We start from the raw sequence: 19,869 nt of genomic DNA, 5'->3' as shown, positions 1-19,869 counted from the left end.
TCCCGGCCTACTCGGGGCGGCAGATCTCTCCGGCGCGGGCCGCCTTCAGGGTGCGCAGCGCCAGGCCGACGATCAGGATGGTGGTCAGGGCCAGCAGGATCACGCCCAGGGTTTCCATCAGCGGCAGGGCCGCATGCCTGCCGAATTCCATGGTGGCAATGCTGAACGCCGCGACCGGGAACGAATAGGCCCACCAGGAGAGGAAGAAGGGCAGGCGGAAGAACGCCGGCAGCCGCACCAGCAGGAGCAGGAACAGGAACGCGCCGGTGTAGTAGAGGATGCGCGCGAAGGCGTCCACCTCGCCGGTCAGTTCGATCCACGCGAGAAAGCCCACCGCCGGGGGTGCCAGCAGGATGGCCAGGGTCGGCATCATGCGCTCGGGCAGCGGATCGTGGAAGATGAAGCGATAGAACACCAGCGTCATCAGCACGATCCAGAACACCAGGCCGATGCTGAAGAAGAACCACGACAGCTCGATCAGGCCGAAGGCCACGCCGGGCAGCGGGATCAGGATGTTCCCCACCACCGGAATGAACCAGGCCGGGTTGATCGACTCGATCGGCATCGGCTGGGCTCCGGTCCAGCGCGCCATCGCAGTCAGTGTCAGCAAAAGATGGGCGATCACGCCGACGATCCACAGGGCCAGCGCCCAGCCTTCGGCGACCGGCAGCCACAGCATGGACAGCAGGATTACCGAGATCGAGGTGGCGGCGAAGAAGTTGAGCTTCACCGGATGGTTGAACTCTTCCTTCACCTTGTCCGGCCAGCCCTTGAGCTTCGACAGGTAGGCGATCGCGAGGAAGATGAACAGCACCGTGGTCAGTCCGGTCAGTGCCGCACTGATCGTGGACGGGCCGTCCCAGACGATTTCGCCGGTACGCCAGGCCAGTGTCAGGCCGGCCATGCCCATCACGGTGGCGAACAGGGGTACGGGCAGGTTGGGGAGTCGTCCCTCGGTGTTTTCCGTCATGATCGTCCTCGCTTCCGTTGTGGTGCCCGTATCCTAGGGAAACGCCGATCAATGTGCACGTTCGCGCCCGGCGTTTGCCGGCTACTCCTCCAGCAGGCCGCGGATCTGTTCGACGACCCCGGGTTCCATCCATTCGATGGCCCCGTACAGGGCATAGCGCACGCGCCCCTCGCGGTCGATGACGTAGCTGGTGGGGAAGGCCAGGGCGCGCCAGTCTTCCAGCGATTCCTGCTGCGGATCGAGCAGGATGGTGAAGTCGGTCTGCACCTCGTCCTCGATGAACGCGCGGATGGTGTCTTCCGGTTCGCCCAGGTTCACCGCGAGGATGCGAAAGCCCTCGTCGCGCAGTTCGTCTTCCAGGCGCTGCATCGATGGCATCTCGTGCACGCAGGGCGGGCACCAGCTGGCCCAGAAGTTGATGAGAATGACCTCGCCGCGGTAGTAGCGCAGGTCGTGTTCCTCACCGGCCAGATCGGGACGGATCAGTTCCGGCGCGTCCGGTTGCTCTTCCACCGGATTCAGGCGGGCGTCGGTGCCCGACGGGGTGCGCACCGCGAGATCGACATCCGCCGCGGGCACGCGCGGCGCGCGTGCCGAGGGCGTGCGGGCCAGCAGGTCCATGCCGCGCAGCAGTTCGCCCGGCAGTGCCTCGCGTGCGAGGCGTTCGCCGGCGGTGGCGTCCGGCCGGAAGAAATAGCGGTCGCGCAGCTCGGGGAGCAGCCTCACGCCCACCGAACTGCCGGCATCGGCCAGCGCCGCGCGCACGCGGCCCAGGTGCTGGAACTGCGGAGACTGTACGGGCTGCAGGATAAAGACCGGCAGGTTGCTGTAGTGGACGATCGGCTGGAGCTCGGGCTCGGCGGCGTCCGCCCCGGTATGCAGGAACGGGCTGAGCATCAGCACGCCGGCGAGATCTTCCGAGCCGGGGTTCGCCTGCTGCCACTGGTGCAGCCCGGTGAGCAGCCAGGGCCAGGCGCGGTCGCTGGCGAAGACGAACACCGGGCGTTCGGTCTCCTCGCGTGCGGCGTCCAGCAGATCCGGGACGGTGGCCAGCGGCATGTCGTCGAACGACGAGGCGGCCTCCGGCAGGAAATGCCCGGTGAACGGATCCGCCAGCCAGACTTCGACGCCGCGTGCCTGCAGGGCCAGGGCCTGTTGGCGGTGCTCGTCCTGCAGGCCATGCTCGGAGGGAAACCACAGCAGGACGGGACCGTGTTCGGCAGGGTAGCGCTGCACCGGGACGGGCTCACCCCCGGCGGTGACGGTGGTGGCGGCCGGGGAATCGGCAAGGGCCGTTCCCGACCCGGTCATGCCGGCCGTCAGCAACAGCAGGCACAGCGCCGGCAGCAGCCGAAGGACGGGCAGGCGAACGCCTCGGGGCCTCATCCGGGCTTGCGGAGAGGAAGATCAGTCGGCGGGTGTGCGCTCGACGCGGTCACGCGAGCGCAGGTCGCCGGAGGTGCGCTCCAGCTCGCGATCCAGGGTCAGCACCATGGTGTCGTCGCTCTCTTCCATGGTGACCTGATCGGCATCCACGCCCGGCGGCGGGAGCTGCGGGCGGAATTCCGTGACCTCGGCCGAACCCGGCGCTTCGCTGCCCGGCCAGTCCAGTTGAGACCACTCCGCCTGGGTCACCGTGGCCACAGGGGAGTCGTAGCCCGGCGGGGCCCAGAACGCCAGCACCGCGGCGGTGGCTGCCACCAGCAGGTTGAGCGAACGGCGCCGGGCGCGCAGCTCGCGTTCCTGTTGCCGGGGATCTTCCTGGATGGCGTGCATGGATCGAGGCCTCGAAAACGTTGTTCTCACGGACTCAAACGTTACGCCGGCGGCGTCCGTGCTGCAACATACCCCCGCGCTATACGGATTTCATGACCCAGTCGGTCAGGTGCCGGAAACCGCGCTTGCGCATGGCTTTCTGGATCGCCTGATAGCCGGCCTGGACCTGTTCTTCCCTGGGATATTTCTGTTCCACGGCGAGGATGTCGGCATAGATCTTCGACCATTCCTCGACGGCCTCGCGTTTGGGGCGGATGCGTACCGAGCTGTAGCCGGTGATCTCGCCGCTGGCCGCCAGTCGCGGCGCGACGCGCGTGAACACCCAGTAATTGTCGCCATTCTTCGCGCGGTTGTTGACGAAGCCGAAGAACTCGTCGCCGCCCTGGATGATCTGCCACATCGCGTAGAAGGCGGCGCGCGGCATGTGCGGGTGGCGCAGGATGCTGTGGGGGGCGCCGATCAGTTCCTCGCGGCTGTACTGCGAGATACGCACCATGGTGTGGTTGGCCAGGTCGATGACGCCGCGGGTATCGGTGCGGGACTGGATGGTGTCGTGCGGTTCGAGAATGATTTCGTGCCCGGTCAGGCTGCGGTCGACCATGCTGGCCCCCTCGTTCTGTTGAGTGAAAAGAATCACAACCATCAGGTGCCGGTCAAACCGGAAGCCGGCGCGGGCGGGTATCGGGGCGCTCGGGGAGCCGGTCTATACTGGGGCCTGTTTTCCACAACCAGGAGCGCTCATGGCGGGGAAGCGGAATCCGACGGTGGAACGGATCCTGCGCGGGCTGCGTTCGCGCTATCCCATTATCTACCTGCAGGGCTGGGACGAGGACCGCATCGAGCGGCTGCTGCAGCAGGTGGCCCGCAAGTACTACGGCGAGGAGGGGCGTCTGCAGGTATGGTCCGCCGCGCGCGGCTTTGCCGCCCCGGAGGAGGCGGTTTCCGGCGCGGCGGTGGAGGCCGAGCCGGCCGTCCACGATCCGGAGGACGCGCTGGCGCGGATCGCGGGGCATCGTGATCCGCCGCGCATGAGTCTGTTCAAGGATCTGCCGGTGTGGTTCGACCAGCGCCCCGGGCTGGTGCGCGGGCTGCGTGATCTTTACTACGAGCTGAAAGGCACCAGCAATGTGGTGTTTGTCAGCTGCCCGCAGCTGCATCTGCCGGACATCATCAAGAAGGAGATCTTCCTGGTCGACGTGGATCTGCCCACCGAAGAGGAACTGCTGGAGTTCCTCGAGGGGCGTCGCGGCGCCGAGGCCCATTCGCGCGAGCTGCTGTTCCGTCTGGCGGCGGGCATGCGCGGGCTGTCGCTCAACGAGGCCGGCCACCTCGCCTCGCGCCTGCTGCGCATGCAGGACGTCGACGAGGATACCCTGCTGCGCGAGGTGCAGGAGGAGAAGGGCCAGATCCTGCGCAAGGAGAGCGTACTGCAGTTCTACCCGCCGCAGCGCTCGCTGGAGGACATCGGCGGTCTGGATGTGCTCAAGGAATGGGTCACCACGCGCGCCGACCTGTTCTCGGAGAAGGCCTACGAGGACGGCGTGCCGCTGCCCGCCGGGGTGCTGTTCATGGGGGTGTCGGGCTGCGGCAAGAGTATGGCGGCGAAGGCCATCGCGGCGGCCTGGGACCTGCCGCTGGCGCGGCTGGACATGAGCCTGGTGCTGTCGGGCAGTTTCGGCACGCCGGAATACGCGTTCGCCCGGGCGACCCGCATCGCCGACGAGATCGCGCCGGTGGTGCTGTGGATTGACGAGCTGGAGAACGCCTTCGGCTTCGATTCCACCGGCAGCGGCGGCAACGTGAACATCTTTTCCAGCTTCCTGACCTGGCTGCAGGAGAAGTCGCCCAAGGTGTTCGTGGCGGCCACCGCCAACCGCATCGAGCTGATGCCGGCGGAGCTGATGCGCAAGGGGCGCTTCGACCAGCTGTTCTTCCTCGACCTGCCCAATGCCGACGAGCGCCGCGAGATCCTGGAGCTGCACATCCGCCGTCATGGCGGCGATCCGGGCCAGTTCGACCTGGGGTATCTGACCGCCACTACCAAGGAGTGGAGCGGTGCCGAGATCGAGCAGGTGGTGCGTTCGGCGCGCATCGAGGCCTATCGCGAAGACCGCGCCTTCAACCAGAAGGACATCATCCGCGCGGCCATCAACACGGTGCCGCTGTCGAAGACCATGGTCGAGCAGATCCGCGAGCTGCGGAACTGGAGCTTCAAGCGCGCGGTGAATGCCTCGAAGTCCGAGAGCAAGAAGAAACCCGGCGGTTCCTGAGCCGGTTCCCGAGGCTGGCTCCGGCCACTGGCGCCCGGGTCAGTCGGTCGGTGTCAGGGGCTCCACCGATACCTCCATGCGGGTGGGGATCGCCGGCGGCCCGAACAGATGATAAAGCGGGACATCGGCGGCATCGCGGCCGTAGGCCAGGCGCACCCGGCCGTTGCCTGGCTGCGCCTGGGTCGGGTCGAAGGTGTGCCAGCGTCCGCCGACCCAGGCCTCGAACCAGGCGTGCAGATCCATCGGTTCCAGCCCGTGCACGTAGCCCACGGTCAGCCGCGCGGGGATGCTGAGGCTGCGGCAGAGCGCCATGCCGAGATGGGCCAGATCGCGGCACACGCCACTGCCCCGGTTCAGCACCTCGCTGGCTGAGATCGGTGCCGGGTCGGTTTCCGGGCAGTAGCGGATGTGCTCATGGATCCAGCGCGAGATCGCGGTCACCTGCTCGTGGCCGGGCCGTCGCCCGTCCACGATCTCCCATGCCCGGGCGCCCAGCCGGTCCGCTTCGCAGAAGCGGCTGGGCAGGAGATAGACCAGGACCTCGTCGGGCAGTTGTTCCACCGGCACGAACGGGGCGTCGGTGACGTCGATGTCCTCCGGGCGGATCCGGACATCCGCGCTGACGTGCACCGCGAAGGGGCCGGCGGGCGCCATCAGCCGCTGGCACAGGTTGCCGTGACGGTCGGTGTATTCGGCGACGTGGATGTCGGGGGTGACCCGGTAGCGGTCGCTGGCCACCCATTGGTGGGCGTCGCTGTGCGGCCGCAGAAGCAGCAGCATCGGGCTGGCCACCTGCAGGTTCATCTCGAGTTCGGTGGTGACCCTCAGCCACATGATGATTCCGGCCCCTTGCCCGCGGTTGTGGTGACAGTTCGCCGCAGTGTAACCCGGGTGGCGACCTCCCGGTGGAGGGGCCCGGTAGAGGGACACACGACGCTGTGGCATGATCCCGCGTCGACGGCATGCCCTTTCGGGCTGTCGACAGGGGGAACAGGGGGAGAGGCGATGCGGGCAGTGCTGCCCACGGAAGCGGATGACGCCGAGCGTTGCGGGTGCGCCGCGCGGCGGTTCCCTGCGGAGTGGGAACCGCGGGCCGGAACGCTGCTGGCCTGGCCGTCGGCCGAGCAGGCCTGGCGCGGGCAGTACGCCGGCGTGCTGGCGGCCTTTCGCGCGCTGGTCGCCGAGTTGCGCCAGGTGGAACCCGTCTGCGTGCTGGTATCGCCCGAGGAACGCGAAGATGCGGCTGCGCTGCTGGGGGGCGAGGACGGGATCTCGCTGCGGCTGGAGCCGCTGCCGGTCAACGATATCTGGATGCGCGATGCCGGTCCCCTGTGGGTCCGCGAGGGTTCACGGATGTTGCTGGTCGACGGTGGCTTCAACGGCTGGGGCAACAAGCACCCCTGCGAACTGGATGCGCTGGTCCCGCTGCTGCTGGCGCGTCGCTGGGGGCAGCGGCGCGAGCGTCTGCCGCTGACGCTGGAGGGCGGGGCCCTGGAATCCAGCGGGGCCGGAGATCTGCTGACCACCGAATCGGTGCTGGGCGCGCCCGCGCGTGACAATCCCGACATGCCGGAGATGGAACGGGCCCTGCGCACGACCCTGGGCGTGCGGCGTGTGCACTGGCTGCCGCGTGGCCTGAGCGGGGATGATACCGACGGTCATATCGACAACCTGGCCCGTTTCGTGGCCCCGGATCGCATCGTGTCGATGCGTTCGGCGGACGGGGCGCATCCGGACGCGGCGATGCTGGAGGACATGCATCGGCGTCTGAGCGCGCTGGACCTGGTGACCGGCCCGCCCGAGGTCGTGAGTCTGCCGGCCCCCGTGGTGCAGGGTCCCGATGATGAATGCCTGCCGGCGAGTTACGCCAATTTCTACATCGCCCCCGGGCGCGTGATCGTGCCGCAGTTCGGCGTGCCCGAGGATGCGGTCGCGCTGGGAGTGCTGGCCGACTGCCTGCCGGGCCACCGGCCGGTGGGGCTGGATGCCCGCGCGCTGGTGCATCTGGGCGGTGCCTTTCATTGTCTGGCCCAGCCGCTGGGCGTGTTTCCGGATGGGGCGCGAGATGTACACGGATCATAAAGTCTATCTGTTGCAGAAGATGGTCGGGCCCCTGATGATCGGGGTGTGGGTCGGCGCCCTGTCCGCGGTCTTTTTTTATGAGGCCGACATCTTCTGGCCGGACACCGGTGTGGTGTTCGGGATGGCGCTGGTCATTTCCTTCTTTGGCCTGCTCTGGAACCGTGCCTCGCGCCTGCACCCGTTGTATCGGCGGGGCAATGCGGCGATCGGCGCGGTGCGTCTCGGGATCATCCTCGGTTTTGCCTGGTGCCTGTGGGTGCTGGTGCATCACGCCGACCCGACCATCCAGGGGTTCTGGTTCGTGCTCTACGCCCTGATGGCGTTCGCCGCGATCAAAGTCTTCGGCCAGGTGGCCGGGCAGCTGTTCGGCCCGCGCCTGCAGGTGGACGTGTTCGAGCGTGGCAATCTCGCCGCCGGGGTCTTCCTCGGTGCGTTCGTGCTGGCGACCGGGATGATCTTCGGCGGCGCGAGCTGGGGCGATCTGGAGGCCGGCGGGCTGGAGTACGGCTGGATTTTCGAGGTCCTGCCGGGCTACGAGGATGGCTGGTGGATCACCCCGTGGTTCTTCGGCATGGGCTGGCTGATCCTGGTCGTCACGCTGGGGCTGTGGATCCGGCGGGAGAAGACCGACTTCTACCGCCGCGTGGTGCGTGACCGCAACATGGAGGATGCGAAGGCGGCCGCCTATTTCATGATCGCCTGCGCCATCACTCTGACCTACGCGGTGCACGGCGACTATCGCGGATTCGGTGATGCGCTGATCGGCTTCAGCGTGATCGCGCTGCCGGTGCTGGGCCACGAGGTGATGCGCCCGCCCGCGCCGTTCCATACCGGTAATCAGGCCGGTGATCAAACCGGAGACGAGGGCGTGCCGGCGGTCCGGTCGCGCGATCGCGAGGGCGTGGTCTACATCCTGCTGGCGCTGGGCGGGGTCGTGCTGGCCCCGCTGGTCTCGACCCTGCTGGGACTGCGCGGGTGAGGACCGAGCCCTGGCCGCTGGAGCCGCCGCAGGCGAGCCGCCTGCTGGATCGGCTGTCGCTGCAGCTGGGCAAGTGGGACATGCACCAGGCCGGCGAACCCACGGTGCTGCCGGATTTTCTGGTGCTGGGCGCCGAAGAGCACCGGGCGCTGGTGCGGCGCGCGCAGACCGCCTGGGCGGCACAGTGCGAGATGGAGGAGGCGGTGCGCGCGCAGCCGGCCTGTCTCGAGGCGGTGGGCGTGCCGGCCGAACTGTGCGAGGTCGTGGCCACGGCGCCCGCGCCCGGACCGCGGCTGACGCGCTGCGACTTCCACTGGAGCACCGACGAATGCTGGCGGATCAGCGAGTTCAACCAGGACGTGCCCGGCGGGCTGGCCGAGACCGCGGAGCTGGACGCCACCGTTGCCGCGGCCACGGGCGTGCGCGGGATGCAGCCGGCCGGGGATCTGGCCGCCGCGATCACCGCCGCGCTGGTGCCGTGGCCGCGCATCGGTCTGGTCCACGCAACCGCCTGGTCGGTGGATCTGCAGCAGGTTGCCGCGGTGGCGCGGTGGCTGGAGGCGGCCGGGCATGCGACGGTCATCGGCTCGCCGGCCAATCTGCAGTGGCGTGATGGCCGTCCGCACCTGTTCGATCGGCCGGTGGATGCGCTGTTCCGGCATTACCCCGCGGAATGGATTCCCGGGCTGCCCGACCCGCAGGCGTGGCTGCGGGTTGCGCAGGAGGTGCCCTGCATGAACCCGCTGACCGCCGTGGTGGCGGAGAGCAAGCGCTTTCATGCGGCCCCGGCCGAACATGTGCTGGCCCTGTCCGAGGACACGCGGGCCACGCTGGCGCGTGACTTCACCCGTTCGTGCTATCCCCGGGCGGAGGGACGTGACGCCTGGCTGGCCGAGCGCGAGGAATGGGTGCTGAAACGCAGCTACGGACGCATGGGCGAGGGCATCCGGATTGGCGCTGCGCTGTCGGCGCAGGCCTGGGAAGAGGCCCTGGATACCGCGCTGCAGGACCCGCAGGGCTTCGTCCTGCAGGAATTCTTCGAACCCGCACCGCTGTGGTTTTCCCATGGCATGGGCTACCCGGTGGTGGGGGTCTTTCTCGTGGACGGCGAGTTCGCCGGGTATCACACCCGGGTCAGCCGCCACCCCGTCATCCGGCACGATGCGAATTATGTCCCAACGATGGTTGAAACTGCTTGAGCGCCTCGGATCCCCGCTGGGGGCCGGCACCGAAGACCCCGATGCCGCACCGCCGGTGGAGGGGCAGACGGTCTCCGAAGACTGGCGTGACTACATGCACCATGAACGGCTGTACCGCCTGTACGGGCCGCATCCGGAGGGGCCGTGGCGGCCGTATCACTGCCCGACGCTGTTCGCCGGGATCGATCGCCTCAAGCTGCAGCCACACGAGCAGCAGCTGCACGAGCGGATTGCCGCCGAGCGTCCCCCGGGCACCTGGGACTGGCTGCGTCCGGATACCCTGACGGTGGTGGACCTGCCGGGCGGTCTGAGCGTGCAGATGGCGGCGACGCTGTTTGCCGAAGGGACCTGTCAGCTGATCGCGACCTTTGATCACTGGCCGCGGGCCAACTCCGAGCCCGCGGGCATGATACGCCGGCTGGACGCGGAACCCACGGCCGCGCCGCCGCACGCGGGGGATCCCCGCATCATGGTCGACTCGCGTGAAGTCGTGAACGCGATGGTGACCATGGCGCCGCGGGTGGCGGCGCGCTGGGCGCGCGGCGTGCCCGCGGACGCGCCGCCGGTGTGGGTCTGCGATGCGCGACGACTGACGCACGCGGAGCCGGAGGCGGGCGATTACGACAACCGCTATTTCATCGATGACTCCATTCTCCCGGGGCCGGAACGTCTGCGTTCCGCCGGTATCGCGCGGGTCGTGCACGTGGCCGCGGACGCCGATGCCACGCCCGAGGACGATCTGGCCAACTGGCTGCACGAGCTCTACACCGCCGGCTTCGACACCGCCCGCATGACCCTGGGCGACCCCGAGACCTGGGTGATCCCGATGCCGATCATCCCGGCGCCGGGCGGGTCCATCGCCGGCCGGGTGAACAACCGCTCCGATCGCGGGGGCTTCGGCCAGACCATCTCCGAGCGGGGCAGCTCGGGCGGCGTCTACTCGGGCGCCGGGGCCGGGGGCTGAGCGGATGCAGGTCGCGGAGTTCATCGAACGCCATTACGGGCATTTCAACGCCCGCGAGCTGCGCGCCGCCGCGCGCGCCTGGCGCGACCACGCCGACGCCGGCGGGCGCATGTTCCTGTCGATGTCGGGAGCGATGTCCACCGCCGGGTTCGGTCGCATCCTCGCGCGCGCGATCCGCGCCGGCCTGATCCACGGGATCGCCTGCACGGGCGCGAATCTCGAGGAGGACGCCTTTCGCCTGATCGGCGCCGACACCTACGAGACCCTGCCGGACTGGCGCACCCTGGGGCCGCAGCGCGAGGCCGAACTGTACGCCCGCGGGGTCAGCCGGGTGACGGACACCGGGATCCCCGAGACGGCGATGCAGCCGATAGAATCGCTGCTGATCCGGCGCTGGGAGGCGGCGGCGCGATCCGGGCGCCAGGCCTCGCCCGCCGATTTCCTGCAGGACGTACTGCACGATGCGTGGCTGCGCGAACGCTTCATCGAGCCCGAGGCCAGCTGGCTGCTGGCGGCTGCGGAACACGCGGTCCCGATCTGGACCCCCGGCTGGGAGGATTCCTCTACGGGCAATGCGTTTTCCGCCGCGGTCATGCGCGGCGACGTGGCCCGTCATGACTGCGTGGAGCCGGGCACGGCTCAGATGAACCGCCTGGTGCGCTGGTATCTGGAGAACTGCGACCCGGCCCCCGGGATTGGTTATTTCCAGATCGGCGGCGGGATCCCCGGCGACTTCGCGATCTGCGTGGTGCCACTGATCACCCGCGAGCTGGGACTGGAAGACACCCCGACCTGGGGTTATTTCTGTCAGGTGACGGACGCTGACAGCACCTATGGCGGCTATTCCGGGGCACCGCCGGACGAGAAGATCACCTGGGGCAAGCTGCGCCCCGGGACCCCGCGCTTCGATATCCACTCCGACGCGACCATCGTCGCGCCGCTGATCCTGGCCTACATGCTGGAGGACTGACCTTGCGACGCCTGCCGATCCCGCGCCCGGCCGCATGGCCGGGCCTGTTGCCCGTTGTGCTGCTGCTTCTCGTCAGCGGCTGTGCCACGCCTCCGTCACCGGGTGAACGTCTGGTGGAGACGGTCAACGAACACCGTGAGGATCGGGGGCTGGAGCCGGTGGCCTGGTCGCCGGCGCTGGCCGAGGTTGCGAAGACCCATCTGGAGGATCTGGAATCCTCGGATGCTGCGGGAGGCGAGCAGTGCAACCTGCACAGCTGGTCCGAGGAGGGAGACTGGACGGCCTGCTGCTATCGCCCCGGGGACAAGGCATCCGCGGAGTGCATGCGCCGCAAGCCGCGCGAGATTACCGGCGAGGACTACCCTCACGCCGGTTACGAGATCGCGGCCTGGCGCAGTTCCGGCATGGACCGCGAGGAGGCGCTGCGGATCTGGCGCGACAGCGACGCGCACCACGAGGTGATGGTCAATCGGGGCGTATGGTCCGGGGTCGAATGGGAGGCCATCGGCGCCGCGCTGTCGGAGGAATATGCCCTGGTGTGGTTCGGCGAAGAGCCCGAAGGCGACGCGGCCGGCGCCGAATAGCGAACGGGACGGCGTCCCGCATGAGCCGCTCGCGGGGTGTGTTCAGGTGGTCGTGCGCGGGGTCGGGCCGGAGTCCGGGCTCGGTAGCGGGTCGGGCGGGGGAACGACGCGATTGCGGCCCGCGGCCTTGCCGGCGTAGAGCTGGCGGTCGGCGCGGGCGAGGAGAGATTCGCGGTCGTCTTCCGGGGTGAATTCGGCCACGCCCAGGGTGGCCGTGATGCCGAGGCCCGCCACGGGCTCCTCGGCCAGGGCCCGCCGGCAGCGCTCGGCCAGCGCCGTGGCCTCCTGCAGGTCGATGCCGGGGGCGATCACCAGGAGTTCCTCGCCGCCCCAGCGGGCGGTCAGGTCGCTGTCGCGCACGCGCGCCTGCAGCCGGGCGGTGACCTCGCGCAGCACCCGATCGCCATGGGCATGGCCGTGGGTGTCGTTCACGTCCTTGAAATGGTCGAGATCGGCGATGATCACGCTCATTGGCTGCCCGTAGCGGCGCGCATAAGCAATCTCGCGTTCCAGACCGGCCTCGGCGGCGCGGCGGTTGGCCAGGCCGGTGAGCGGATCAGTGGTCGCCCAGTCGTGCAGGATCTCGGCGCGCAGCAGGGCGCGCTGCAGCTGGTCGCGCATCCCGGCGACCCCGGCCAGCAGGGCCAGCAGCAGGCCGAGGAACACATGTACGCGCACCAGGTACATCAGGGTCTCGGCCGCGGGCGGGGCGGCTGCCATGTATTCCCGCAGGACCCCGGTGACCGTCAGCAGGATCGAGATCCCGAGGATGGCGAGCCCGGCGATCACCCCGCGGCGCCGGTCGAGCATCACGAAGGCGCCGGCGACCAGCAGTCCCACGGCCCAGAAGTGGCCGCCGACCAGCACCATCAGTTGCTGCTCGATCCCGGCGGCGAAGTGCATGTGCCAGGCCAGCCGCCCGAGGATCAGCGCGGAGGCGACCAGTACCATCAGCCCTTCGATGTGTTCCAGCGTCAGCCATTGCCGCCACAGCACCACCAGCAGCCCGGCGAGGGCAGCCGCGAACGGCGGATAGACCCGGGTCAGGAAGGGATCGTCGGGACCGCGGAACCACCAGCTGAGAAGGGTGATCGTGATCCCGCCGACAAGCACCAGGGCATACACCAGGCGCTTGCGGGCCCGGAGTTCGCGGATCTCGGTGCTGGATTCGTCCGGTTGTTCGGTCATCGGGCTTCGGTCGCGTGCGGGCACGGGGCCCGTTGCCGGGGTCCCGGCCGACAGGTGGCGGCCGCCCCGTTTATAGTGATGGGTCATAGTGACATTTCGAACGCGGGCGGGCCATGGCGAGAGGTGACCCTTGATGGCGGGATACGGACGGTGGATCGCGGCCGGGGGTATCGTGCTCCTGGCGGTGGCCTGGATCGCCTCGGGTGTGCTGACCCGCGAGCCGCCGGCGGAGCCGGAGCCCCGTGCGGCGCAGCCGATGGCGGTGGCGGTGGAAACCCGGGCGGCCGAACCGGTGGAGCGGATCCTGGTCCTGCAGGGACAGGTGGAACCCGACCAGCGGGTGCGGGTGCGCGCCGAGACCGCCGGGCAGGTGGCCGAATGGGCGGTGACACGGGGGGCCGAGGTGGTAGCGGAGGACCTGCTGGCCCGTCTGCGCATCGACGACCGCGAGGCACAGCGTCGCCAGGCCATTGCGCGCGAACGCGGCGCCGAGAGCGACTTCGAGGCGACCCGTCGTCTGCATCAGCAGGGGCACGCCTCGCGCACCGAGCTGGATGCGCGCGAGGCCGAGCTGGAGGCGGCGCGTGCCGCGCGCGAGGCGGCCGAGCTGGATCTGCGCAACACGCGCATCCGCGCGCCGCTGGCAGGTATCGTGCATCAGCGGCTGGCGGAACCGGGGGATTTCGTCGGCCGCGGTGACCCGGTGGCCGAGATCATCGACAACGACCCTTTGCTGGCGGTGGTGCAGGTGCCGCAGCACCAGATCGGGCGGGTCGAACGCGGGCAGACGGCGCGCATCCGCTTCCTCGACGGGCGCACCGCGGAGGGCGAGGTGCGCTTCGTCGCGCGCGTGGCCGAGCCGGGCACCCGCACCTTCCGCCTCGAGGTCGAGGTCCCCAATCCCGATGGTGCGCTGCCGTCGGGCCTCAGCGCCGGTGTGGAGATCCCCACCGACATCGTCCGCGCCCATCGCGTGTCGCCGGCGGTCATGTCCCTGGGCGATGACGGTCGCGTCGGGGTGAAGACCGTGGACGACGCCGATCGGGTGGTCTTCCACCCGGTGGAAGTCGTGCGGACTGCGGCCGAGGGCGTGTGGGTGACCGGTCTGCCGGACGAGGTCCGGGTCATCACTGTGGGGCAGGGCTTCGTGACCGAGGGCGAGCGGGTGCGTCCGCAGGCGGCCGGGGAGACCGAGCGGTGAATGCGCTGATCGCCTGGGCGGTGACGCATGCCCGGACGGTCCTGCTGTTCCTGCTGCTGATCCTGGTCACCGGGTCCATGGCCTGGGTGGTGGCGCCGAAGGAGGCCGCTCCCGAGATCGACATCCCGATCTTCTTCGTTTCCGTGCCCTACCCGGGGATCTCGCCGGAGGATGCCGAACGCCTGATGGTGCAGCCGCTGGAGCGGGAGCTGCAGGGGCTTCCGGGGGTGGACGAGATGCAGTCCTGGGCCGGCGAGGGTTTCGCTCTGCTGCGCATCGATTTCGAACCCGGCTGGGACAACCGCCAGGCTCTGTCGGATCTGCGCGAGGAGGTCGATCTGGTTCGTCCGGAGCTGCCGGACGGGGCCGAGGAGCCGTCGGTGTCCGAGGTGGACCTGTCGCTGTTTCCGGTGGTGACGGTGAATCTCTCGGGGCCGCTGGAGGAGCGCACGCTGGTGCGCCTGGCACGCGAGCTGCGCGACCGCGTGGAGGCGCTGCCGGGCGTGCTGGAGGCCGACATCGGCGGCGACCGCGAGGAGCAGATGGAGGTGCTGGTCGATCCGCTGGTGCTGGAGACCTACGAGCTGTCCTTCGGCGATCTGAGTCGCGCGATCGAACGCAATAACCGGCTGGTGGCCGCCGGCGCGGTGGACACCGGGGTGGGACGCATCCCGTTGCGGGTGCCGGGCACCATCGACGACATCGATGACGTGCTGGACACCGCGGTACGGGTGGAGAACGACACCGTGGTGCGCGTGCGCGACGTGGCCGAGGTGCGCCGCAGTTATCGCGATCCGGAGGGCTTCACCCGCATCGACGGGCAGCCGTCGGTGTCGCTGGAGATCCGCAAGCAGACGGACGCCAATATCCTCGAAGTGGTGGCGGCCGCGCGCGCGACCATCGAGGCCTCGCGCGCCGAATGGCCCGACTCGCTGGAGGTGACGTATACCCAGGATCAGGCGAAGGACGTCGCCGATCTGCTGGGTGATCTGGAGAACAACGTGATCACCGCGGTGCTGATCGTGGCCCTGGTGATCCTGGTGATGATGGGCGCGCGCGCCGCGCTGCTGGTGGGGCTGGCGATCCCCGGGGCCTTCCTCGGCGGGATCCTGGCCATTCATCTGCTGGGCTTCACGCTCAACATCGTCGTGCTGTTCGCGCTGATCCTGGTGGTGGGGATGCTGGTGGACGGCGCGGTGGTGGTCGTGGAACTGGCGGACCGCTATATCGCCGAGGGGCGCGGGCGGGTCGAGGCCTTCCGCGCCGCGGCCCAGCGCATGGCCTGGCCGATCACGGCCGCCATCGCGACCACTCTGGCGGTGTTCGCGCCGATGCTGTTCTGGCCGGGGATGGTGGGCGAGTTCATCGTTTATCTGCCGGCGACGGTGATCGTGACCCTGATCGCCTCTCTGGCAATGGCGCTGGTGTTCATCCCGGTGCTGGGTTCGGTGATCGGCCCGTCGCATCCGATCAACGCGGAACAGACGCGTTTCGTGCGCGCGGCCGAGGAAGGGCGCTTCGACCAGCTGCATGGCTTCACCGCCCGCTACATCCGTATGCTGCGGCCGCTGGTGGACCGGCCGGGGCTGACCCTGGGGGCCACGGTCGGGTTGCTGGTCCTCGCCTACGCCGCCTATGCGAGTTTCGGTCGCGGGGTGGAGTTCTTCCCGTCGATCGAGCCGGAGAACGTCCAGGTCCAGGTGCAGGCCCGCGGCGATCTCTCGGTGCGCGAGGCTGACGCGCTGGTGCGCCAGGTGGAGGGCCGCCTGATGGCGTCGCCCGAGGTGAAACACGCCTATGCCCGCACCCTCGGGACCCAGCTCGCGCGCCTGCAGGGCGATTATCCGGAGGACGTGGTCGGGGTGATCCAGCTGGAGCTGACCCAGTGGCGCACCCGCCCGCCGGCGGAGGCGGTCATCGCCGAATTGCGCGAGCGCACCGCGGATCTGCCCGGACTGCGGCTGCAGTTCCGGGCGCAGGAACACGGCCCGGGCGAGGGCCGGCCGATCCGCATCGTCGCCTCCGGCGAGCAGCCCGGGCGCATCCCGCCGGTGATTCGCGAGATCCGCGCGCAGATGGACGATCTGGGGGGCTTCGAGGACATCGGCGACGACCTGCCGCTGCCCGGGGTGGAGCTGGAGGTGCGCTTCGACCGCGAGCAGGCGGCGCGTTTCGGTGTGGACGTGCCGCTGCTGGGCGACGGCGTGCAGCTGCTGACCGACGGGATCCTGCTGGGGAGCTGGCGCCCCGATTTCACCGACGAGGAGGTGGACATCCGCCTGCGGCTGCCGGCCGAGCAGCGCCACCTGCAGCAGCTCGCCAATCTCAACCTGCCGGCGCCGGGCGGGCTGGTGCCGCTGGCGAATTTCGCCGAGCTGGTGCCGGTCCCGGCCACCGGGCTGATCAAGCGCCTCGACGGCCAGCGCGCCTACACCATCGAGGCGGATGCCGCGCCCGGTTACCTGGTGGACGAACGGGTGCGCGCGCTGCAGGCACGGCTGGACACCCTCGAGCTGGATGACGCGGTGGAAATCCGGTTCCGCGGCGAGGCCGAGGAGCAGGAGGAGGCCGCGCGCTTCCTGCTGGGGGCCTTCGCGATGTCGCTGTTCCTGATGCTGGCGATGATGGTCACCCAGTTCAACCGGTTCTCCCAGGCGCTGCTGGTGATGTCGGCGATCGTGTTCTCCACCGCGGGAGTTCTGCTGGCGCTGCTGGCGCGGGGTGAGCCGTTCGGCATCGTGATGAGCGGGATCGGCGTGCTGGCGCTGGCGGGGATCGTGGTCAACAACAACATCGTGCTGATCGACAACTACAACGAACAGCGCGGTCGCGGCCTGACGGCGCACGAGGCGGCCCTGCGGGCGGCGGCGCAGCGCATGCGGCCGGTACTTTTGACCGCGATCACCACCATCCTCGGCCTGCTGCCGATGGTGCTGGCCTGGACCGTGGATTTCGCCGGCCGGGATTTCTACATCGGTGCACCGGTGACGGGCTTCTGGATCCAGCTGGCAACGGCGATCGCCGGCGGGCTGCTGTTCGCGACCCCGCTGACCCTGCTGTTCACCCCGGCGATGCTGGTGCTGCTGGATCGCATGCGCGGGCGCTATGAGTCATTGCGCGTATCCATGCGTCCGGGGAACTCCAGCGAGCCGTAGCGCCAGGCCTGCAGGCCCTCGGGCCACGGATGGCGCGGCAAGCCGGCCTTGCGCAGCAGGGCGTCGACGAAGGCCTCCGCATCGGGCAGGGATTCCCAGACCGCCGGGAGGAAGGTGGCGCGCCGCGGCCCCGCCTGCAGGATCAGCCCGTCCTCGCGCGGGCGCAGCCGGTCCAGCAGGGTGTGGCGACTGGTGGCCTCCAGTGGCTCGGACGGCCCCAGCAGGGTCACCGAGTACTCCAGTCCTGCCAGTTCGGGCGCGGTTAGTGGCGGGAAGCGCGGGTCGCGGGTGGCCGCGGCGACTGCGTTGTGCAGCACGTCTTCCGCCAGCGGACGGCGCGCCTCCAGCGAGCCGATGCAGCCACGCAGTTCGCCCCCGCACTTGAGGGTCACGAAGCTGGCCCCGGGGGCATTCAGGGGCGCGGGTTCCGCCTTCGCGAGGAGCTCGGGCGCGGGGCCGTCACCGGCGGCGTGGCGGATGGCGTCGCGGGCCAGTCCGGTCAGCCGTTCACGCGCCGGAGTATCGGGTTCGAACGGGACCGTCATTGCAGGGCCCAGGCGCCGTAACCCACCACCTGGTCGCGCGGGCCGGCGGTATCCGCCGAGGTGCGCCGGTCGAGGGTGGTAATGCCCAGTCCGCGGCGTCGCGCGGCCCGCAGCAGTCCGGCCAGCGGGCGGCAGCCGCAGGCGTCTTCCGGCCCCAGCGCGGTGTCATCCATGCGCTCGATGACCTGCTGGGTCGCCGCATCCAGGCGCTGCGCGGTGGCCTCGTCGTGGAAATGCGACAGGTCCGAGCTCACCACCACCAGGGTCTCCGGGTCGTCCCACAGCCGGTCGAGCACCGCCTCGACCTGGTCCGGGGACGCATCGCCGACGACCGGCGGGACCAGGCGGAAGTCCTCGAGGGCCACCTGCAGGAACGGCAGCTGGGCCTCCAGGCTGTGCTCCGGGCCGTGGGCGGCGTCCAGGCACTGCACGCCGGGCAGACCGGCGAGGGCATCCACGGCCTCGCGGTCCACGGGGATGTCGCCCAGCGGGCTGCGGTAGTACGCGCTGTCGGTGGTGGCGATTCCGCGAAAAGGCACGCGGTGCGAGGGCCCGAGCAGGACCACCCGCCGGATGCGGCCGGCCAGCGGACGCACCCGGGCGTAGGCTGCCGCCGCGACCGGCCCGGAGAACGGGAAACCGGCATGCGGGGCGACGATCGCCCGGGGCGCCGGGGCATCTGCCTCCGGCGACGCCACCTCGGCGAGAAAGCCCTCCACCATCTGCCGCAGGGTGGCGGCATCGGCGGGGTAGAAGCGCCCGGCGACGGCGGGTTCGCGGATGGCGGCGGTGGCGGACATGTCGGGCTCCACAATATCGGGACTCATGGCTTGAATTGTGGGACCTCGGGGGCCACATTCAAGAGTATGAGCCCTACGACCGACACTCCGCAGCACGACGCCTTCACGGTGTCCACGCGCTACTGGCACGCCCTCGACGACGGCCGTGTGCAGTGCGACCTGTGTCCGCGTTTCTGCAAGCTGAAGGAAGGGCAGCGCGGCGCCTGTTTCGTGCGTGCCCGGCTGGACGACGAGGTCGTGCTGACCAGCTACGGCCGCTCTTCCGGTTATTGCGTGGATCCGATCGAGAAGAAGCCGTTGAACCATTTCCTGCCGGGGACACCGGTGCTGTCGTTCGGGACCGCCGGCTGCAACCTGGCCTGCAAGTTCTGCCAGAACTGGGACATCAGCAAGTCGCGCGAGGTCGATACCCTCGCCGACCGGGCGGATCCGGAGACCATCGCGCGGGCGGCCGAGGAGCTGGAATGCCGCTCGGTGGCGTTCACCTACAACGACCCGGTCATCTTCCACGAATACGCGATCGACGTGGCGGCGGCCTGCCGTGCGCGCGGGATCCGCACGGTGGCGGTCACCGCGGGCTACATCACCGAGGCCGCGCGCGGCGAGTTCTTCTCCGCGATGGATGCGGCCAACGTGGATCTCAAGGCGTTTACCGAGCGCTTCTACCACCGCCTGACCGGGGCGCATCTGCAGCCGGTGCTGGATACCCTGGAGTGGCTGGTGCACGAGACCGATGTGTGGACCGAGATCACCACCCTGCTGATCCCCGGAGAGAACGACAGCGATCCCGAGATCGTGGCGATGGCCGACTGGGTGTATCAGCACCTGGGTCCGGACGTGCCCATGCACTTCACCGCGTTCCACCCCGACTTCCGCATGACCGACTACCCGCGCACGCCGCCGGAGACCCTGCAACGGGCGCGCAACATCGCTCGCGAGCGGGGGCTGCATCACGTGTATACGGGGAACGTGCACGACCGCGAGGGCCAGAGCACCTGGTGTCCGTCCTGTGGCCGGCGGTTGATCGGTCGCGACTGGTACCGGCTGTCGGACTGGAACCTCACCGCCGATGGCTGCTGCAATGCCTGCGGGGCGGCCGTTGCCGGGGTGTTCGAGGCGCGGCCGGGGGACTGGGGGCCGCGTCGCCAGCCGGTGCATCTGGCGGATTTTGCCCGCTGACCGGCGC

The 19,869-nt window shown here is 69.4% G+C and carries 18 protein-coding genes; 10 read left to right on the top strand and 8 right to left on the bottom strand.

Features of this window, described 5'->3' with window-relative positions; genetic code table 11:
• Positions 1-7: 7 nt before the first annotated feature.
• From F788_RS0106010 to F788_RS0105995, 4 genes are all read right to left on the bottom strand, one after another.
• Positions 8-970 (bottom strand): SLAC1 anion channel family protein, encoded by a 963-nt coding sequence (locus F788_RS0106010; RefSeq protein ID WP_019589595.1) that lies wholly within the window; start codon positions 968-970, stop codon positions 8-10.
• 81 nt (positions 971-1,051) lie between these two features.
• The gene (locus F788_RS0106005) at positions 1,052-2,356 is read right to left on the bottom strand and encodes a peroxiredoxin (RefSeq protein WP_019589594.1); all 1,305 of its coding nucleotides are present in this window, start codon (positions 2,354-2,356) and stop codon (positions 1,052-1,054) included.
• A 21-nt stretch (positions 2,357-2,377) separates the two neighbouring features.
• A complete protein-coding gene (locus tag F788_RS0106000) occupies positions 2,378-2,746 on the bottom strand; it encodes a hypothetical protein (protein ID WP_019022308.1) in 369 nt (122 codons plus the stop codon).
• Positions 2,747-2,825: 79 nt separating this feature from the next.
• The gene (locus tag F788_RS0105995) at positions 2,826-3,347 is read right to left on the bottom strand and encodes a PAS domain-containing protein (RefSeq protein ID WP_019589593.1); all 522 of its coding nucleotides are present in this window, start codon (positions 3,345-3,347) and stop codon (positions 2,826-2,828) included.
• Between the two features lie 139 nt (positions 3,348-3,486).
• Here F788_RS0105995 and F788_RS0105990 point away from each other — a divergent pair, with 139 nt between their 5' ends.
• Positions 3,487-5,016, top strand: coding sequence for an AAA family ATPase (locus tag F788_RS0105990; protein ID WP_019589592.1), 1,530 nt, complete (start codon positions 3,487-3,489; stop codon positions 5,014-5,016).
• A gap of 39 nt (positions 5,017-5,055) precedes the next feature.
• Here the strand turns inward: F788_RS0105990 and F788_RS0105985 are convergent, their stop codons facing one another.
• A complete protein-coding gene (locus tag F788_RS0105985; RefSeq protein ID WP_019589591.1) occupies positions 5,056-5,850 on the bottom strand; it encodes a transglutaminase family protein in 795 nt (264 codons plus the stop codon).
• A gap of 171 nt (positions 5,851-6,021) precedes the next feature.
• Between F788_RS0105985 and F788_RS0105980 the strand changes: the two genes are divergently transcribed.
• From F788_RS0105980 to F788_RS0105955, 6 genes are read left to right on the top strand one after another with little or no spacing between them, the layout of a single operon-like run.
• On the top strand, positions 6,022-7,098 hold the full coding sequence (locus tag F788_RS0105980) for an agmatine deiminase family protein (protein ID WP_019022312.1): 1,077 nt from the start codon (positions 6,022-6,024) through the stop codon (positions 7,096-7,098).
• Positions 7,082-8,077, top strand: a complete 996-nt coding sequence (locus tag F788_RS0105975) for a hypothetical protein (RefSeq protein WP_019589590.1) — start codon at positions 7,082-7,084, stop codon at positions 8,075-8,077. The genes F788_RS0105980 and F788_RS0105975 overlap by 17 nt, the downstream gene beginning before the upstream one ends.
• Positions 8,074-9,276: a glutathionylspermidine synthase family protein gene (locus F788_RS0105970; RefSeq protein ID WP_019589589.1), complete on the top strand. Its 1,203-nt coding sequence runs from the start codon at positions 8,074-8,076 to the stop codon at positions 9,274-9,276. The genes F788_RS0105975 and F788_RS0105970 overlap by 4 nt, the downstream gene beginning before the upstream one ends.
• Complete coding sequence (locus tag F788_RS0105965; RefSeq protein ID WP_019589588.1) at positions 9,263-10,240, top strand: hypothetical protein; 978 nt, start codon at positions 9,263-9,265, stop codon at positions 10,238-10,240. Before F788_RS0105970 ends, F788_RS0105965 begins: the two co-directional genes overlap by 14 nt.
• Before the next feature lie 4 nt (positions 10,241-10,244).
• Positions 10,245-11,210 carry a deoxyhypusine synthase family protein gene (locus F788_RS0105960; protein WP_019589587.1) on the top strand — a complete coding sequence of 322 codons (966 nt, stop codon included), beginning with the start codon at positions 10,245-10,247 and terminating at the stop codon, positions 11,208-11,210.
• 2 nt (positions 11,211-11,212) lie between these two features.
• Positions 11,213-11,794 (top strand): CAP domain-containing protein, encoded by a 582-nt coding sequence (locus F788_RS0105955; protein ID WP_019589586.1) that lies wholly within the window; start codon positions 11,213-11,215, stop codon positions 11,792-11,794.
• Between the two features lie 42 nt (positions 11,795-11,836).
• On the opposite strand, the gene F788_RS0105950 is transcribed toward F788_RS0105955, so the two are convergent.
• Positions 11,837-12,982, bottom strand: coding sequence for a GGDEF domain-containing protein (locus F788_RS0105950; RefSeq protein ID WP_019589585.1), 1,146 nt, complete (start codon positions 12,980-12,982; stop codon positions 11,837-11,839).
• Positions 12,983-13,115: 133 nt separating this feature from the next.
• Between F788_RS0105950 and F788_RS0105945 the strand changes: the two genes are divergently transcribed.
• Entirely contained in the window at positions 13,116-14,183 is a 1,068-nt protein-coding gene (locus F788_RS0105945) for an efflux RND transporter periplasmic adaptor subunit (protein WP_019589584.1), read from the top strand.
• Positions 14,180-17,338: an efflux RND transporter permease subunit gene (locus F788_RS0105940; protein ID WP_019589583.1), complete on the top strand. Its 3,159-nt coding sequence runs from the start codon at positions 14,180-14,182 to the stop codon at positions 17,336-17,338. The genes F788_RS0105945 and F788_RS0105940 overlap by 4 nt, the downstream gene beginning before the upstream one ends.
• On the opposite strand, the gene amrA is transcribed toward F788_RS0105940, so the two are convergent.
• On the bottom strand, positions 17,287-17,883 hold the full coding sequence (amrA, locus tag F788_RS0105935; protein ID WP_019022320.1) for an AmmeMemoRadiSam system protein A: 597 nt from the start codon (positions 17,881-17,883) through the stop codon (positions 17,287-17,289). The genes F788_RS0105940 and amrA overlap by 52 nt on opposite strands.
• Positions 17,880-18,683 carry an AmmeMemoRadiSam system protein B gene (gene amrB, locus F788_RS0105930; protein ID WP_019589582.1) on the bottom strand — a complete coding sequence of 268 codons (804 nt, stop codon included), beginning with the start codon at positions 18,681-18,683 and terminating at the stop codon, positions 17,880-17,882. The genes amrA and amrB overlap by 4 nt, the downstream gene beginning before the upstream one ends.
• 66 nt (positions 18,684-18,749) lie before the next feature.
• Between amrB and amrS the strand changes: the two genes are divergently transcribed.
• Positions 18,750-19,862, top strand: a complete 1,113-nt coding sequence (gene amrS, locus F788_RS0105925; RefSeq protein WP_019589581.1) for an AmmeMemoRadiSam system radical SAM enzyme — start codon at positions 18,750-18,752, stop codon at positions 19,860-19,862.
• Positions 19,863-19,869 lie beyond the last annotated feature (7 nt).

The sequence above is a fragment of the Thioalkalivibrio sp. ALE10 genome (assembly GCF_000381385.1).
Taxonomy (GTDB): Bacteria; Pseudomonadota; Gammaproteobacteria; order Ectothiorhodospirales; family Ectothiorhodospiraceae; genus Thioalkalivibrio.
This window is presented reverse-complemented; position numbering and strand designations above follow the sequence as displayed.

Excerpts from the sequence above, each read along its gene's own strand:
- F788_RS0106010 (WP_019589595.1), bottom strand. The coding sequence starts at position 970 with ATGACGGAAAACACCGAGGGACGACTCCCCAACCTGCCCGTACCCCTG.
- F788_RS0106005 (WP_019589594.1), bottom strand. The coding sequence starts at position 2,356 with ATGAGGCCCCGAGGCGTTCGCCTGCCCGTCCTTCGGCTGCTGCCGGCG.
- F788_RS0106000 (WP_019022308.1), bottom strand. The coding sequence starts at position 2,746 with ATGCACGCCATCCAGGAAGATCCCCGGCAACAGGAACGCGAGCTGCGC.
- F788_RS0105995 (WP_019589593.1), bottom strand. The coding sequence starts at position 3,347 with ATGGTCGACCGCAGCCTGACCGGGCACGAAATCATTCTCGAACCGCAC.
- F788_RS0105990 (WP_019589592.1), top strand. The coding sequence starts at position 3,487 with ATGGCGGGGAAGCGGAATCCGACGGTGGAACGGATCCTGCGCGGGCTG.
- F788_RS0105985 (WP_019589591.1), bottom strand. The coding sequence starts at position 5,850 with ATGTGGCTGAGGGTCACCACCGAACTCGAGATGAACCTGCAGGTGGCC.
- F788_RS0105980 (WP_019022312.1), top strand. The coding sequence starts at position 6,022 with ATGCGGGCAGTGCTGCCCACGGAAGCGGATGACGCCGAGCGTTGCGGG.
- F788_RS0105975 (WP_019589590.1), top strand. The coding sequence starts at position 7,082 with ATGTACACGGATCATAAAGTCTATCTGTTGCAGAAGATGGTCGGGCCC.
- F788_RS0105960 (WP_019589587.1), top strand. The coding sequence starts at position 10,245 with ATGCAGGTCGCGGAGTTCATCGAACGCCATTACGGGCATTTCAACGCC.
- F788_RS0105950 (WP_019589585.1), bottom strand. The coding sequence starts at position 12,982 with ATGACCGAACAACCGGACGAATCCAGCACCGAGATCCGCGAACTCCGG.
- F788_RS0105945 (WP_019589584.1), top strand. The coding sequence starts at position 13,116 with ATGGCGGGATACGGACGGTGGATCGCGGCCGGGGGTATCGTGCTCCTG.
- amrA (WP_019022320.1), bottom strand. The coding sequence starts at position 17,883 with ATGACGGTCCCGTTCGAACCCGATACTCCGGCGCGTGAACGGCTGACC.
- amrB (WP_019589582.1), bottom strand. The coding sequence starts at position 18,683 with ATGTCCGCCACCGCCGCCATCCGCGAACCCGCCGTCGCCGGGCGCTTC.
- amrS (WP_019589581.1), top strand. The coding sequence starts at position 18,750 with ATGAGCCCTACGACCGACACTCCGCAGCACGACGCCTTCACGGTGTCC.